The sequence below is a fragment of the Arthrobacter sp. AG258 genome, assembly GCF_004364695.1.
Lineage (GTDB): Bacteria > Actinomycetota > Actinomycetes > Actinomycetales > Micrococcaceae > Arthrobacter.
The window spans coordinates 87,676-102,775 of record NZ_SOBI01000012.1 but is presented as its reverse complement, the minus strand read 5'-3'; the positions used below and the strand labels follow the sequence as shown (position 1 = coordinate 102,775).

General features: G+C 63.5%; 15 protein-coding genes. 13 read left to right on the top strand and 2 right to left on the bottom strand.

The genetic code is table 11. The features are described 5' to 3' along the window. Positions 1 to 237: 237 nt before the first annotated feature. Positions 238 to 468: a hypothetical protein gene (locus DFO47_RS20195; RefSeq protein ID WP_243835569.1), complete on the bottom strand. Its 231-nt coding sequence runs from the start codon at positions 466 to 468 to the stop codon at positions 238 to 240. Between the two features lie 635 nt (positions 469 to 1,103). On the opposite strand from DFO47_RS20195, the gene DFO47_RS20190 reads away from it, so the two are divergent. Genes DFO47_RS20190 through DFO47_RS20180 form a run of 3 tightly spaced genes read left to right on the top strand, consistent with a single transcriptional unit; the run spans position 1,104 to position 2,918 of the window. Next, positions 1,104 to 1,556 (top strand): hypothetical protein, encoded by a 453-nt coding sequence (locus DFO47_RS20190; protein WP_109864096.1) that lies wholly within the window; start codon positions 1,104 to 1,106, stop codon positions 1,554 to 1,556. After that, the gene (locus DFO47_RS20185) at positions 1,557 to 2,003 is read left to right on the top strand and encodes a hypothetical protein (protein WP_133832804.1); all 447 of its coding nucleotides are present in this window, start codon (positions 1,557 to 1,559) and stop codon (positions 2,001 to 2,003) included. Positions 2,004 to 2,006: 3 nt separating this feature from the next. Continuing rightward, complete coding sequence (locus tag DFO47_RS20180; protein ID WP_133832803.1) at positions 2,007 to 2,918, top strand: hypothetical protein; 912 nt, start codon at positions 2,007 to 2,009, stop codon at positions 2,916 to 2,918. Positions 2,919 to 2,926: 8 nt separating this feature from the next. On the opposite strand, the gene DFO47_RS20175 is transcribed toward DFO47_RS20180, so the two are convergent. Next, the gene (locus tag DFO47_RS20175; RefSeq protein ID WP_243835567.1) at positions 2,927 to 4,039 is read right to left on the bottom strand and encodes an alpha/beta fold hydrolase; all 1,113 of its coding nucleotides are present in this window, start codon (positions 4,037 to 4,039) and stop codon (positions 2,927 to 2,929) included. 201 nt (positions 4,040 to 4,240) lie between these two features. On the opposite strand from DFO47_RS20175, the gene DFO47_RS20170 reads away from it, so the two are divergent. Genes DFO47_RS20170 through DFO47_RS20125 form a run of 10 tightly spaced genes read left to right on the top strand, consistent with a single transcriptional unit; the run spans position 4,241 to position 15,092 of the window. Beyond that, the gene (locus DFO47_RS20170) at positions 4,241 to 5,314 is read left to right on the top strand and encodes a CHAP domain-containing protein (RefSeq protein ID WP_133832801.1); all 1,074 of its coding nucleotides are present in this window, start codon (positions 4,241 to 4,243) and stop codon (positions 5,312 to 5,314) included. Beyond that, the gene (locus DFO47_RS20165) at positions 5,311 to 5,823 is read left to right on the top strand and encodes a hypothetical protein (protein ID WP_133832800.1); all 513 of its coding nucleotides are present in this window, start codon (positions 5,311 to 5,313) and stop codon (positions 5,821 to 5,823) included. The genes DFO47_RS20170 and DFO47_RS20165 overlap by 4 nt, the downstream gene beginning before the upstream one ends. A gap of 45 nt (positions 5,824 to 5,868) precedes the next feature. Further along, positions 5,869 to 7,323, top strand: a complete 1,455-nt coding sequence (locus DFO47_RS20160; RefSeq protein WP_133832799.1) for a chromosome partitioning protein ParA — start codon at positions 5,869 to 5,871, stop codon at positions 7,321 to 7,323. 38 nt (positions 7,324 to 7,361) lie between these two features. Next, complete coding sequence (locus DFO47_RS20155; protein ID WP_133832798.1) at positions 7,362 to 7,961, top strand: DUF6668 family protein; 600 nt, start codon at positions 7,362 to 7,364, stop codon at positions 7,959 to 7,961. An 11-nt stretch (positions 7,962 to 7,972) separates the two neighbouring features. Then, entirely contained in the window at positions 7,973 to 8,242 is a 270-nt protein-coding gene (locus DFO47_RS20150) for a hypothetical protein (RefSeq protein WP_133832797.1), read from the top strand. Between the two features lie 27 nt (positions 8,243 to 8,269). Continuing rightward, positions 8,270 to 9,007, top strand: a complete 738-nt coding sequence (locus tag DFO47_RS20145) for a hypothetical protein (protein ID WP_133832796.1) — start codon at positions 8,270 to 8,272, stop codon at positions 9,005 to 9,007. Beyond that, positions 9,004 to 10,257: a hypothetical protein gene (locus tag DFO47_RS20140; RefSeq protein ID WP_133832795.1), complete on the top strand. Its 1,254-nt coding sequence runs from the start codon at positions 9,004 to 9,006 to the stop codon at positions 10,255 to 10,257. Before DFO47_RS20145 ends, DFO47_RS20140 begins: the two co-directional genes overlap by 4 nt. Then, a complete protein-coding gene (locus DFO47_RS20135; RefSeq protein WP_133832794.1) occupies positions 10,244 to 11,752 on the top strand; it encodes an SCO6880 family protein in 1,509 nt (502 codons plus the stop codon). The genes DFO47_RS20140 and DFO47_RS20135 overlap by 14 nt, the downstream gene beginning before the upstream one ends. Further along, positions 11,752 to 13,326 carry a DUF87 domain-containing protein gene (locus DFO47_RS20130; RefSeq protein WP_133832793.1) on the top strand — a complete coding sequence of 525 codons (1,575 nt, stop codon included), beginning with the start codon at positions 11,752 to 11,754 and terminating at the stop codon, positions 13,324 to 13,326. Before DFO47_RS20135 ends, DFO47_RS20130 begins: the two co-directional genes overlap by 1 nt. Beyond that, entirely contained in the window at positions 13,323 to 15,092 is a 1,770-nt protein-coding gene (locus tag DFO47_RS20125) for a type IV secretory system conjugative DNA transfer family protein (protein ID WP_133832792.1), read from the top strand. The genes DFO47_RS20130 and DFO47_RS20125 overlap by 4 nt, the downstream gene beginning before the upstream one ends. Positions 15,093 to 15,100 lie beyond the last annotated feature (8 nt).

Below are 15,100 nucleotides of genomic sequence, written 5' to 3'. Positions count from 1 at the left end.
GCCCGTGACAGGTATGGCTGGCGACGCCCATGGGTGTCCATGTACGATGGGAACAATCCTTTCGGGGAGAGTTGCTGTGAGAGGCAATGAAAAGGGACCGATCTTGGCGGATCGGTTTTGTTACAAAAATGAAGCCCTGTCAAGGACTTCCAAACGATTCGCGGACTGTTCGCCGGCAAGCATCCCAGTTCGTGAATCAGAAGCTTCGAAGGCCCGCCTCGTGCGGGCCTTCAACTTTTAAGAAGCTAAGCGGCCAAGTGGCAACTCCTCCTGCTGAACGATTGCGCGAAGTTTGGTGTTGGCTAGGCGTTCTTCGACCACATCGGACAGCCAGTCACTGACGTACTGGTACCCCTCCGCTTTTGCAATTTCCTCCATTGCATCGGCCTTCGGAGTAGCGATGCGGAATCCGACAAATTTGCGGTCGCCCTTAGAGCGCCTGCCCGTGCGAGTAGTTGGAGCCATCATCCCTGTCCTTTGAACTACGGCAACCGTGGCTGCCTTTACTTCAATAGAGTGATCGAGCCGCATTCTTTGTGGCCCTAAAGGAGCGAACGCTGGGCCTCCAGCTCCTCTGAAACTGAAACTACCACCGAGAACTTCCACGCGTCGGCATTGAAACAGAAACAGTTCCCGGCGTGTTGAAACGGAAACAGCCCCTTGCGCTCCGGCGCTTGTCCCAACCGCGGAACCGGGACGGTACACCTTGGTGGCATCCTCAACGCGACCGTTGCGCGAACAAGCCTTAACGTCCCGTGATGTGATGGCCGCCGTTGACTGGGCTATTTCGCCTGCGGTTGCTGCGAACCTGCCCCATAGTAGGGCTACCCCCGGCCGTTGCCATCAGCTGCGGATTCGGTCCGCGCCCGCTCAGGGTGGCCCCGTCTCCTCAATACCCTTTCCGCACTCTCCATGCTGTCAATGAGTGCTCTGGTCGTTTTTTCAAAATCGCGCGCAGCGACAGACTACATACATGCTTCGCACATGTACAACTCGTTGCCTATACCCGCAGGGAGTCATCGGGTAACATTTCGTGTCAGCTGCCCGCCTGCTTTGTGTGGCGGTCTACACAAGAGGCTGAGCTTGGCTAAGGAGCTACCTGGATGGCAAATGGGGGCCGCAGCGTGTTTCTCACGCAGCAACAGAAGAAGGAGCGGCTGGCGGATCGCATGGGCATCCTGGTGGATATCTGGGAGTCCGATAACAACATTGCGCTCACTTACCCTCATGTGGAAGAAGCACTTTCTTCTCACGGAATCCACCTGTCACGAACCCGATGGTCGTACCTGATCAATGGCACTGGGAGCCTTGTGACGGATCAGGAACTGCTAAGGGGCATGGCAGAGTATGTTTTTGCGGTACCTGCCAGTTATTTGTGTGATCTCAACAGTGAGACTCCCCCCGAAGTGGAAGCGCGCATGGAGTTCCTGGTACAGATGCGCAAGCTGAAGGTGAAAAACTTTGCCGCGAGAAACCTGGGGGCCACCTCGCCCGAGATGCTGAAGACGATCACCAGGATCATCGATGGATCGATGAACGGCGAAGAGGAGGACTAAATGAGCCTCCCGTCGGTCGCAGAAAAGGTCGAGGAGCTATGTGGGGACGGTACGACGTCGCTGGAGGACGTTGTCGACCGCTTGACCGTCATCTGTGAGAAGCCGATCAACCTGATCGAGTACAAGGAGTCTTGGGGTGCGTTGACAGCCTTCAAAGCCGAGTTTGAAGATCGCATCAACGTCTACTTCCCACCGCAGAAGTCGCAGCAGTACAAACTTCATTGCATCTATCACGAGCTTGGGCACATCTATTTGGAGAGCTTTCGGATTTCTCTGGCCCTGCCGAATCTCTCGGAAGAGATGCTGCGGGAAACCGCGGATGCAATCAGTATCACCTGCCGGTCTGTTCCGAATCATCCTGTCGAACGCTGGGTAGAGGAGTTCGCCTTCGAAATGTCGAAAAAGACCCGGACGCGGAGCTCGCTCGAGCCTGAGCCTTTCCTCTAAACCATGAAACTGCTGCTCTTTGTGCTGCTGACTGCCCTATGCCTCCTGCGGATCCCCTCAGTGGTCAAGGCGTCGGAAGCCCGGGCATCGTGGGTGGCATCGATGTTCGGCCTCGCGGCGCTCTATGTCCTGGGGACGGTTACACCGTTGGCGTCCATCGACAGCTATCTGGGTGGCGTCAACGTGACCAACCTTTTTCAAGCCGTCTTCGCGCTACTGGCGATCTTCTTCTTCAACGACAGCGTTCGGCGGTTAGCAAACGTACCCGTCAGATGGACCTACTATGCTCCGCTACTGAGCATTCCCGTCATGATTGTCAGCTTCGCCCTCATCAAGGACAAGGGTCCAACTTCTGCGGACTTCATTGATTACCGCATGGACCAACTCGCAACTGCCACGTACAGCGGCACGTACATGCTCGCGTTGCTCTTCACGGTTCTCCGGATCATCTACATGCTCCGGCACAAGGCCCGGGGCCTGTACGCAACATTTTCAGCGGGCCTGCTGGTGGTTGCAGCGGCTGTCTCGTGCCACATTGCCTACGTGCTGCTGTTCCACTTCACGCCCTGGCATGCGTTCGCAGAGGCGATCGGAGCCTGGTTTGACCGGCTTTTCTATGCCGGCCTCTCGGTGACCGCTGCGGGGTGGCTGATTCTATTTCTGTCCAAGCAGTTGCCGAAGTTGCGGCTCTGGATGGTCGATGCGTTTTGGCTTACTGCGCTGCGGATCCGGGTACATGCCGATCAGTCCCGCGTCAGTCCGGCGTGGGACCTGTTCAATGAAACGCTGGAGAATGGGGTCTACAAAAGCCTCATTGTGCTGCACAACTACCAACGGGCGAGCATGACGACGTTCCCGGACCCTGTTCAGGGCAGAATCAGCCACATTGAGGCCAAGCTTGACGCGCAGACCTAGCCCCTTGCTCAATTCAAGATCGTTTTGCTGATCCAACTCGTGAGTTCATTGGTGAAAGTATCAGGCGAGGCATTCCATTCCTGAGTATGGTGCGCCTCGGGTAGGGGTATCAGGGTGACGGTGTCAGGATTCGCGCGTTGGAACGCAGCCGAGATCTCCCAGGGAACCTCCTGATCCGCGCTGGAGTGCAGGACCAGCGTTGGAACTGCTACCCGATTAGGATTGTCGACCCATTCAAGGGCATTGAAGTTGATCGGTTCCTCCAGCCCGATCATCCTCGCGAATGGGGGAGCCTGCAGCAGGGACATGACAAGGCCGGCCCCCACAGCCGGCACGCAGGCCGCGGCCGCTCCTGCCGCGATGGCCTTCCGCCAGCTCGTGACGGGTCCTACTAGGACCAATCCAACGATCCGGTCCCGGTAAGGGCTGAGCTCCGCAGTGAGTAGGGCAATGGTGCCGCCCATTGACCAGCCCGAAAGGATGATTCGCTGCGCTCCATGAGCCACGGCATAGCCCACAGCGCTGTCTACGTCTCGCCATTCCGTTTGACCAAGGTGACTCGCCTCGGCCTGCGGCGGACTAACCTCCAAGTCACTGCGGAATGAGGGCACCAAGGAAGTGAACCCCAAGGGACTGAAGGCATGGACATCCCGGAACATGATCGTGCGATCGGTCCAGCTGCCATGGATATGGATAACCCATGTGTCCGCGTTCCGACCTTCGAAAAGCCATGCGGGCGCCTCACCGTAGGCGGTGGGGATACGGACCTCTTCAAACCGTCCGGACACCGCAGACGGCTCGAAGAACACATCGGGGGTCCAGTCGACCACGGGTCCCAGAGCCGCCGGCCCCGATCCGGCCGGATGGATTAGCCGCTCAACAAACTTTTGATCATGGTCGATCAGAGTGATCTCGCCGACTCCGGTGTACCGCTCCGCTACAGGGTCGAACACTCCAAATTCGCCGGGTGCTTTGGTGTAGTCATCCAGGTCGATGCGAACTTTGAGGCCATCATCGGTCAGCTCGGCGCGACGGTAGTCCTTTGGACCCCGTTTCACGATCTTGCGGGCCATGACCACCGCGAATCCGAATAGTGCGGTCGGCGGTGCAAGGAACGCCACGCAGGCCAGGCCACGCCGTGTCGTCAGCATCAGGTCCCACCCTCCAGCACCGATCCGGGAAGTGTATCCAAGTCCAATTATCGTAAACGTTCCTCCAATTTTGGATATGTATGATGCATGTGCACTACAAGCATTGCACATGTGCGCTACAGGCGGATACCCTTAGTGAGGGCTAGCCAGGGGCTCAAAGGGGGATTTACATTGCAGCGGAAGTCACTTGGTCTCGTGGCTCTGATCGTCGTCCCCGGCATCTTGATGGGCGTGGTCTTTTCCATCCTCTTACTCCTCACCCCAGCGGGGCCCGCTGCCGCCGACTGCGGGCCAACCGTATCGGTGGCCATCAACGGCGACACTAAGGTGGAGGGTTACTCCCAGGAACAGTTGAAGAGCGCCGCGGCGATTCTGGGTGCCGGGAAAACGCTGAATCTTCCCGTGAAGGGCCAGATGATCAGCGTCATGGTCGCGCTGGGGGAGTCGGGGCTGCGTGTTCTGGACCGCGGCGACGTCGACGGGCCGGATTCCCGGGGGTTGTTTCAGCAGCGCGGCAACGGTGCGTGGGGTTCGTACTCGGATCGAATGGACCCGACCATTAGCGCGACGAACTTCATCAAGGCGCTGCAGAAGGTGGACGGCTGGGAGCTGTTGGAGCCGACCCTTGCCGGCAATAAGGTCCAGCGAAACGCTGACCCGTACCACTACCAGCGGTACTGGCCCGAGGCCGTGAAGCTCGTCCAGGCACTCTCCGACGGCAAGTTCTCGCTGGAAGGCAGCGGCTGCGCGATCCCTGGGCAGTCCGGCGCCGGAGATGACTATCCGTGGAAGAACTCGCCCACTTGGATGCAGGCCGGAGAGGCGGCGGCTTCACCGCTGGGCATGTTCCATCGCGAATGCGTGGACTTTGCCCTGTGGCGGGTGAATCAGCAAATGGGATCCGCCAGTGCCCCGTTCAAGTTCCTCAACGGCACCTTCCGCCCGGACGGTCAGAAGCTGGGTTCTGCGTTGACTTGGAAGGCCGGCTGGGATGCCAAGGGCTGGGCCACAGGCAAGACGCCACGGGTCGGTTCGGTCGTTTGGTACGCCCCCGCCGCCGGGGGAGCGGACCCGACCTACGGACACGTCGCCGTCGTCAAGGAAGTCAAGGACAACGGGACCTACGTCGAAGAGGGCTACAACGGCAATCCGCCACCGGATGACCACAACTACTACACCCGGACGGTCAGCAACACGGTCCCGTCAGCCTTCCTGTACCTGCCCATCGAAGAGGAGAAGAAGTGAAAAAATCCCTGGCACTGACCGCGGTGGTCCTGCTGTGCACGGCCTGCGCACCGGCAGTGGACACCGCGCCGGCTCCAGCGCCCAGCACGGCGGCCACGGCCTCGGCACCGGTCTCCCTGAGCGCGAGCAGCGGCCCGCAGGCCCCTGACGGGACCGTCCCGGCCATTATCGGCATCAGCTGGGATCAGGCCAGCAAGGACTCGGCCGTAGACACCGCCCAGACGGCCATGGAGGATTTCGCCCGCCCGGGTGTGGAGGACAAGCAGTGGGCCAATGACCTTGCCCGTTGGCTCACGCCGCAGGCTACTGCTGATTACTCCGCCGTGGATCCCGCCAATATTCCCGCCACCCGGGTCACCGGCCATGCGACGCTGACGGTCGATGAGGCCAACGGCTATGGCGTCATGGCAGCCGTGCCGACCGATGCCGGGACCTACACCGTGCAGCTGCTCCGCACCGGCCCGGAGGCCCCGTGGAAGGTTAACCGGCTCACCCCAGCCACATCCTGAACGCCGCACCTCACTAACCCCGTCAACGTAAAGGAAACAGGTTTCATGAGCACCACTCCAACGGAGGTCCTGGCCTTCCCGAACATCAAGGCCATCATCAGTGACAACGGCACCGCCGAGGTCGTCGTGGCAGGCAACTCGCGCGTCGTCGCGGCAGGGGATACCCTGCAGGACCTGCGCGACAACGCCCTGGCCCTCGTCGTGGCCGAAGCCAGGACGCTGCAGCGCCCCGTCCGGGTCCGCATCGAGGATCCCGAGGGCTACGGCGAACTGATCGTTCACCCCGGCGGCAACGTCGAATCCGTCTCCTATGAGCCTCGGCCCGCCCGCCGCAGAACTGCCGCGCCGGCCAGCACGCCCGCTGCGGCCGCCGAAGTCACCGACACCAAGCCAGCGGCAACGCCTGCCGTGAAGCCTGAACCCGCCCAGCGAACGGTGGAACGCCAGCCGTGGCCACCCCTTGCCGCGGAGACCGCCTTGGTCGAGGACGTTGCTCCGACCTCCGGGGCACCCGAGCGGGCTGCTGCAGCTGATGCTCCGGTGACCCGGCGTAGTTTGAAGGAGACCTCCTTCCTGGTCAGCGCCCCGGTGCTGGAGCCAGCAACGCAGGGCTGGCGCGGTACCCTGACCCGGCTGGGCTTCCGAATGGACCCCTCAGCGGAGGAAGTGTCCGAACGTGAAGATATCCGCACGGTCAGCCAGCACTGGCCCGGCCCGCGGACTATCGCCGTGGTCAACCGCAAGGGCGGGGCCAACAAGACCCCCACCGTGGTGATGCTCTCGGCGATCCTCGCACGCTACAGCGGCGCGGCAACGGTGGCCTGGGACAACAACGAATCTCAAGGCACACTGGGCTGGCGGACCGAGAAAGGCGCCCACGGCCGCAGCGTCCTGGACCTGATCGATTCCTCCACCGAGCTGCTGTCCCCTTCCACGAACGCGGCCGAGATCGCCAAGTTCGTCCACCACCAGACCGCCGACAAGTTCGATGTGCTGCGCTCGGACGAAAACGAAGAAGGCGACCACGAAGTCACCGCCGAGGAAGTGGACATCGCCCACCAGGTCCTCACCCGCTACTACCGGCTGGTCATCATGGACTCCGGCAACACCGCTAGGGCCGCGAACTGGCGGCGGATGATCGACCACACCAACCAGCTCGTCGTCCCCGTCACCGCCATCGAGGACCGCGCAGAAGCAGCACGGCTGACCCTGCAGACCCTGGAATCCCGCGGCGGACACGACGCCGAGCTGGCCCGCAACGCCGTCGTGATCGTCTCAGAGTCCACCGACGCCAAGCGCAGCATGACAGGGGATGCCCTGAAGCGCGCGAAAGCCGAGGCGCAGCGGATCGCTGACGGCTTCGAGCCGTTCGTGCGCGCTGTCGTCCGCATCCCGTACGACCCCGCCCTGGTCAACGGGCCGATCCGCTACGAAACGCTCCAGCCCGCGACTCAGCGGGCGTGGCTCGCCGCGGCCGCCGCCGTCGCCAAAGGCTTCTAAAACATCCCTACGGAACTTGAGAGTTGAGAGGAGGAACCATGCAACAGACCCTGAACCCCTGGGTTACGCGCCCCGCGGCTGATGAACCGGATGTGGAAACCCGGGCTGCGGCTGTCCCGCCGGCGGCGGTCATCAGCGCACCGCTGCGGGGCATGGTCGAGCCTGACGCGGCGGATCGGCTGGGGTCCCGCAGCATGGCTGGTACAGCCCGTCTCTGGGTTGTCGGTACCCACGGGGGAGCGGGTGAAAGCCGGATCGCTGACCTCATCGAATCTGCCCGCTCCACAGACCATCGCTGGCCTGTCCTCCCCAGCGGCGCCAAGCCGCGGGTGCTGCTGGTCTGCCGCGCAGACATGCGGGGCCTGACAACTGCCAGGAACGCGCTCTCCCAGTGGGTGTCAGGCGCTGCCCCGCAGGTCGATCTCCTCGGCCTCGCCGTCCTTGCAGACGCCCCGGGAAAGACACCCAAAGCCCTCCGGGACTTCGCCGCCCTCGTAGGCGGCGGAGCGCCCCGATTCTGGTCCTTGCCTTGGGTGGACGCCTGGCGACACACAGACGCCACGGAGCTGCCAGCTGTCCGCGAATACCAGCGCTTTATTACCGACGTGACCGCCCTGGCCACGACAACCACCCACTGAAAGGTCTCACCATGAACACGTTCACCGCACTCACCACCAGCGTCATTCCCAACCCAACCCCCGTCGTCCCCGCGCAGGCCGGCGGCCTGCTGACCATCCTGAACTGGGCCTCCGGCATCGGCCTGGTCCTGGGCGTCCTGGGCGTCATCATCGTCGGCATCGGCATGGTCATCCAGCTCCAGCGCGGTGAAGGCGCACAGGCCATCGGCAAGCTCGGCTGGGTCCTCATGGGCTGCATCATCATCACCGGCGCCGCAGGCATCGTCCGCGCCTTCGTCTAAACCAGCACCACCAACGGGAGGTTCCGTATGAGCCAGTCAACAGAGACCAGCACCGAAAGCAATCCGTTTACCAAACCCGGCTTCATCATCGCGGCCGCGCTGGTGGTCACGCTGCTGGCAGCAGGAATTGTCATCTTCCTGCTCCCCAAAGGACAGAGTGATGCACAGCCGGCACCACCAACTCCGGGAAACGGGAGCACGCCTGCTGCCAGCCCCAGCGCCTCTGCCGCTGACAGCAGCGTTTGCGGTCTTCCGACCGCACCGGAAACGTCCCTCGGCGCCGCACCCGAAACCAAATGGGAGCTGGTAGGAACGATGGCTGCTCCCACCGACCCACAAATCGGTCCGGGAAAGACAGATGCCCAGGGGATCAGGTCTTGCTTCGCCCACACGCCAAAGGGCGCGCTTTACGCGGCTGTGAACCTTTGGGCTCTGGGCAGCGACCCTTCAAAAGAACGTGCCATCGCCAAACAGCTCGCGGCAGAGGGACCTGGGCGCGAGGCAGGCATGAAAGCGCCCCAGACTCAGGCTCCCGCATCAGCCGTGAAAATCCAGATCGCCGGATTCAACGTCTCCTATACGGCCAACCAAGCCGTCGTCGACTTGGCATTCAAGGCAGACAACGGTGCGCTTGCCTCCGTTCGCACAACGTTGCTTTGGCAGGACGGTGATTGGAAAGGCGTCGTCGCCGATAACGGCGCACCGCTGGAAGAACCGCGACAGGTCCGGGACCTGTCCGGCTTTATCCCGTGGAGTGGGGCATGAAACCCACATGGAACCCCGTTGGGGACTGGGTTCAGGGCCTCGCCGACGATGCGATCAGCAACTTGGCGAAATCCATCATGGAGGGAATGAGCCAGATGGTGACAACCCTCTCTACCTTCTGGGTCTCCATGCCAACCGTGAACCTCATCAGTGAGGACCGCACCGGAGCGAGCCCGGTGGTCACCACCGTGAACAGCCAGCTGTGGCCCTGGACGCTCACCTTTGCCGTCCTGGCAGTCATCATCGGAGGAATCCGCATGATTTGGGAGCAGAGGGGCGCACCGTTGAAAGATCTCTTGCGCTCCCTCATCACCCTCACGGTGGTGTCCAGTCTTGGTGTGGGCGTCATCTCCATCTTGATCATCGCGGCAGACACCTTCGCGGCCGCGATCATCCAGCGGTCCACCGACGGGAAGGGTTTCGCGGAATCGATGCACCTCCTCGTTGTAACGGGTCAGACCGGTGTCGGGGCCTTCATTCTGATCGTTCTGGGCCTCGTCGGATTGATCGCATCCCTGGTCCAGATCGTGCTGATGGTGGTGCGCAGCGGCATGCTGGTGATCCTGGCCGGCATCCTGCCCACCACCGCCGCTTTCACGAACACCGAGATGGGCAGGCAATGGTTCCAAAAGGCCGTCGGCTGGACCATCGCCTTCATCCTCTACAAGCCTGCGGCAGCCATCGTGTACTCAGTCGCATTTCTGCTGATGGGCAAGACGAGCGGCCGTGATGCCCTCGTAGGCTCCATCAGCGGGTTCACCCTCATGATCGTGGCCTTGTTCGCGCTTCCAGCCCTGATGCGGTTCGTCACCCCAATGGTCGGAGCCGTTGCCTCTGGGAGCGGCGCAGCGGCCGGAGCGGCTGTGGGTGCTGTTGCCACCGGAGCGGTCTCCATGGGCCGCACCGGCAGCGGGCGGGGAAATGCAGCACCGATCCCAGCAAGCACCAGCAATACACCCAGCCCGAACGCAGGCAGCTCTCCCAAAGGAAGCCCTGGATCCTCCGGTCCTCGGGGCGGGGGAGGACAGCCCACTCCAAGCACCACGGGCCCGGGCGGGGCAGCCGGGAAGGCAGGCACAGCTGGAGCGGCAGCATCGGCCGGAAGCGCTGCAGCCACGACCGGTGCCGCAGCTACGGGCCCGGCCGGCATGGCCGTAGCCACAGGCGTCCAGGTGGCGTCCAGAACATCAGAGGCAATCAAGACGACCGCGCAGGATTCAACCGGGGAGGGCCCCAGTGGCAGCAATTAACACCGAATACAGGGAACCGTCCTACGGTAACTGGCGCGTCCCGCGCTCAGCCGGCTTGGGCGACCTCGGCGCTATCGGCACCGGCATTGTCATGGTCGGACTCCTGCTGGGCATCGTCAGCTTCGCCATCTGGGGCCTGTTCGTCGGCCTGGGCGTCCTTGCCGTCGCCGGTGCCTGCGTGCTGCTGCTGACCGTGAAAGACAAACACGGCCAGTCCGTTGTAGACCGTTTCGGTACCCGTCTGGCTTTCAAGGTCTCCAAGTCCTCCGGCACCAACCTGTACCGTTCCGGCCCCCTTGGTGTGACCAAGTGGGGCATGTACCAGCTGCCCGGGCTGGCAGCGAAGTCGACCCTCTACGAGTTCACCGACTCGTACAAGCGGCCCTTCGCCATGCTGCACGTCCCGGCCACCAGCCACTTCACCGTGATTTTCTCCACCGAACCCGATGGGGCCTCGCTCGTTGACCCGGAGCAGGTCGATGCCTGGGTGGCTAACTGGGGCGGCTGGCTCGCCGGGCTCGCCGACGAGGCCGGCCTGGACGCCGCGGCCGTGACTGTTGAGACCGCACCGGACTCCGGGTACCGGCTGCGGAATGAGGTCTTGATGAACATCGACCCGGACGCTCCGCAGTTCGCCAGGGACATGCTCCATGAGGTCGTCGACACCTACCCGGAAGGCTCGGCCACGGTCCGCGCCTGGGTGTCCCTGACCTTCAACGCCTCCCTGCGCGCAGGCTCCAAGAAGCGGACCCCGGAAGACGTCGCCCGCGACCTGGCCTCCCGGATCCCCGGCCTCTCGGCACGGCTGCAGTCCACCGGGGCCGGGATCGCCCGGCCCATGTCCGCGCAGGAACTCTGCGAGGTCGTGCGGATCGCCTACGACCCGCCCGCAGCGTTGATCATTGACGAGGCCCACGCGGCCGGCACCCCGGTGTCCCTGAGCTGGGGCGAGGTCGGTCCGACCGCGACCCAGGCAAGCTGGGACGACTACCGTCACGACTCTGCCTTCTCGGCGTCCTGGACCATGACCGGCGCTCCCCGTGGTTCGGTAAATTCCTCCGTCCTGTCCCGGCTGCTGGCCCCGCATGGGGACATTGACCGCAAGCGCGTCTCCCTGCTGTACCGCCCGATGGACTCCGCCCGCGCCGCAACGGTCGTTGAGCGGGACCAGAACAACGCCAACGTCCGCGTCACCTCCGGCACCCGCCCAACAGCCCGGGCACTGATCGATGCCCGCTCTGCTGCCCAGACCGCCCAGGAAGAAGCCCAAGGTGCAGGCCTGGTGAACTTCGGCATGGTCGTCACCGCCACCGTCACCGACAAGGAACGCCTCCCGGACGCCATTGCCGCCATCGAACAGACCTCCGGTACCGCCCGAGTGCTGCTACGCCGCGCCTACGGCTCCCAGGACACCGCCTTCGCAGCCTCACTGCCCCTGGGGCTGGTCCTGCCCAAGCACAGCATGGTGCCCACCGAGATAAAGGACGCCCTCTAATGGCCCGCATGAAGCTGTTGACAGCAAAGAAGGCAAAGACAGTAAAGACAGCAAAAGCCCCGTCAAAAGAAGCTGGGCCGGGCTCGCGGGGCTGGACCGGACGGGGCGGCGGCATGGCTCAACTCCTACCCTCCGTGCGGGAGTATCGGGGAACGACCGTTCAGGTCTGCGGGCTGTGGCCGTTCTCTTCGGGCGCATCGTCACCCATGATAGGTGTCCCCCTGGGCCGGCATGAGGAAACCCAGGCAACGGTGTGCTGTGACCCGATCAGCTGGTTCCAGCGCGCACGCCTGATTTCCAACCCGTCCGCGTTCATCCTCGGCAAACCCGGCCTCGGAAAGTCCACGGTGGTCCGGCGGATGTTCATCGGCCTCTCCGCCCAAGGGGTGCACCCGCTGATCCTGGGCGACCTCAAAGGCGAGCACGTCAAAGCCGTGAAAGCCCTCGGAGGGCAGGTCATCAAGCTTGGCCGCGGCGTCGGCTACATGAACATCCTCGACCCGGGCCAGGCCGTCGAAGCGGCCCAGCTGCTCGAAGACAGCGGCCACCACGAAGACGCCGCCAGGGTCCGCGCCGACGCCCACGGCAGGCGCCTGACCATGGTCGTCTCCCTCATCACCATCAGCCGGAACAACCCACCCACCGACCAGGAACAAACCATCATGGACCGGGCGCTGCGCGTCCTCGATGAACGCTTCGACGGTGTCCCGGTCCTGAAGGACCTGCTGGACGTCATCGTCTCCGCCCCGGACGAACTGCGCCAGGTCGCGCTGGACCGCGGCGACATGAACGTCTACCTCCAGGAAACCCGGGCGCTGGAAGCAACCCTCTTGGGCCTGACCGGGGGCGGGAAGCTCGGCGAAATCTTCTCCCGCCAAACCACGAACCCGATGAAGCATGACCGGGCCGTGGTCTTCGATGTCTCCAGCATTGACGAGACCGAGACGGACCTGCAGGCAGCGGTGCTGCTGGCTTGTTGGTCCTACGGCTTCGGGACCGTAAACGTCGCCAACGCCCTCGCCGATGCGGGCCTGGAACCGCGAAGGAACTATTTCGTGGTCCTGGATGAGCTGTGGCGGGCCCTGCGCGCCGGGAAAGGCATGGTCGACCGTGTGGACGCCCTCACCCGTCTCAACCGGTCCGTCGGCGTCGGGCAGATCATGATCTCCCACACCATGTCCGACCTGCTGGCCCTGCCGGCAGAAGAGGACCGCATGAAGGCCCGCGGCTTCGTCGAACGCTCCGGCATGGTCATCTGCGGCGGCCTCCCCGCCTCCGAAATGCCGCTACTGACCTCCGCAATCCCGCTGTCCCGGCAGGAACAACAGAAACTCATCTCCTGGCAGGACCCGCCCGCATGGGACTCCCGCGGTGTCGACGTCGAACCGCCCGGGCGCGGGAAGTTCCTCATCAAGGTCGGCGGCCGCCCGGGTATCCCGGTCCAGGTCGGTCTGACCTCCGTGGAGCACGGCCCAGACGGGGTCAACGACACCGATGCCAAGTGGCACGGTTCCCCGGAACCGATCATGTATCTGGCCGCGCCCATCGTGCCGGCTGAAGGAGGCGTACTGTGAGCGCACCAAACCGCAAAGGAATGGGCCTCGGCGACGCCACCCTCGTCTGGTTGGCCATCGGCTTCATCGTCGTCTTCGGCGGCGGCACCTACGCCGCCGCACACATCGGGTCCTGGATGGCCGGCATCGACGCGCCGCCGGCCCACCCCATTGACCTGATAGCCGGGCTCATCAAGGGCAAAGTGCCTTGGCCGACCCTGGCGACCGTCGTCGTCTGCGTCATGGCCGGGTTGGTCCTGGCGCTGGCCGTCGTCGTCCTGGTGGCTTGGCGGCAGGGTGCGTCCAAGCGCGCCCGCGTAGACAAAGCCGCCCGCTACCTCGGCCGAGGAAAGTCCCTCGCCGCGTTCTCCGACAAGGGCGCCCAAGCCAAAGCCGAACGGCTGGGAATCAAGGACAACCCCGGCATCGTCGTCGGCAAGGTGGTCTCCACCGGCCAGAAATTCATCCAGTCCTGGGAAGACCTCAGCCTCGACATCTGGGGACCCCGGACCGGCAAGTCGACCTCCCGAGTGATGCCCGCGATCCTGGACGCTCCCGGCGCAGTGGTCTCAACGTCCAACAAGCGTGACGTGGTGGACGGCACCCGCGGCGTCCGGGAAGCCATCGCCCCGGTGTGGGTTTTCGACCCGCAGAAGATCGCCCAGGAAGAACCGGACTGGTGGTGGAACCCCCTGTCCTACGTCACCGACGAAGAGAAGGCGTACAAGCTCACCCAGCACTTCGCAGTCGGCTCCCGGGTCCCCGGGTCAAAGCCCGATGCCTACTTCGACCCCAAAGCAGAAGACATCCTTTGCTCGTACTTCCTGGCTGCAGCACTGGGCTGCCTACCGATCACGCAGGTATACCTGTGGGTGACCGAGCAGGTCAGCCAAGAACCCATCGAAATCCTCCGGGAACATGACTACGAACTGCAGTACAAAGGCCTGGAGTCCACACTGAAACTCGCCGACAAGCAGCGCGACGGCATCTTCGGCACCGCCGAAAAGATGATCCAGTGCCTCAAGAGCCGCAACACCCTCCGCTGGGTCGCCCCGACAGGCGGCGCGACTGTGGCCAGTGATGCGCGCCGGCAGTTCAACCCAGACGCCTTCGCAGCGTCCCAGGAGACCATCTACATCCTCTCCAAGGAAGGGGCCGGCTCTGCCGCTCCATTGACCACCGCGCTGACGGTGGCAATCGCTGAGGCAATGGAAGAGCGAGCCGAGCGCAGCGGCGGCCGCCTGCCCAAGCCTGCCCTGTTCGCCCTGGACGAGCTGGCCAACGTCGTCCGCTGGGCCGGCCTACCGGACCAGTTCAGCCACTACGGCTCCAAAGGCCTGATCGTCATGGGCATCCTGCAGTCCTGGTCCCAGGGTGTCGAGCTCTGGGGCGAGGCGAACATGCGGAAGATCTGGTCCGCCGCGAACGTCAAGGTCTACGGCGGCGGCGTCGCCGAAGAAGGCTTCCTCCGCGCCCTCTCAGACCTGATCGGCGACTACAGCTACATCAACATCTCCGTCTCATCAGGGAAGTCCGGGTCCAGCCGCTCCCGGCAGGAAAGCAAGGAACGGATCTTCGACGTCTCCAACCTCGCCGAGCTGGACCGCGGCCGCGCCGTCATCCTGGCATCCGGCGCCCCAGCCACCCTGGTCCGCACCATGCCCTGGTACACGGGGCCGCACAAGGAGGCCGTGGAAGCATCCATCACGAAGTACAGCCCGCAGCCGGAGGACGAACCAGTACCCATGGCAGCCGTGGCGGCCGCAAATCCATGGGTTACAGGGTAGGGGAGTAG

Bases quoted from the DNA above. Each gene is read 5' to 3' on its own strand.
- DFO47_RS20195 (WP_243835569.1), bottom strand. From the start codon at position 468: ATGATGGCTCCAACTACTCGCACGGGCAGGCGCTCTAAGGGCGACCGC.
- DFO47_RS20190 (WP_109864096.1), top strand. From the start codon at position 1,104: ATGGCAAATGGGGGCCGCAGCGTGTTTCTCACGCAGCAACAGAAGAAG.
- DFO47_RS20185 (WP_133832804.1), top strand. From the start codon at position 1,557: ATGAGCCTCCCGTCGGTCGCAGAAAAGGTCGAGGAGCTATGTGGGGAC.
- DFO47_RS20180 (WP_133832803.1), top strand. From the start codon at position 2,007: ATGAAACTGCTGCTCTTTGTGCTGCTGACTGCCCTATGCCTCCTGCGG.
- DFO47_RS20160 (WP_133832799.1), top strand. From the start codon at position 5,869: ATGAGCACCACTCCAACGGAGGTCCTGGCCTTCCCGAACATCAAGGCC.
- DFO47_RS20155 (WP_133832798.1), top strand. From the start codon at position 7,362: ATGCAACAGACCCTGAACCCCTGGGTTACGCGCCCCGCGGCTGATGAA.
- DFO47_RS20150 (WP_133832797.1), top strand. From the start codon at position 7,973: ATGAACACGTTCACCGCACTCACCACCAGCGTCATTCCCAACCCAACC.
- DFO47_RS20145 (WP_133832796.1), top strand. From the start codon at position 8,270: ATGAGCCAGTCAACAGAGACCAGCACCGAAAGCAATCCGTTTACCAAA.
- DFO47_RS20140 (WP_133832795.1), top strand. From the start codon at position 9,004: ATGAAACCCACATGGAACCCCGTTGGGGACTGGGTTCAGGGCCTCGCC.
- DFO47_RS20130 (WP_133832793.1), top strand. From the start codon at position 11,752: ATGGCCCGCATGAAGCTGTTGACAGCAAAGAAGGCAAAGACAGTAAAG.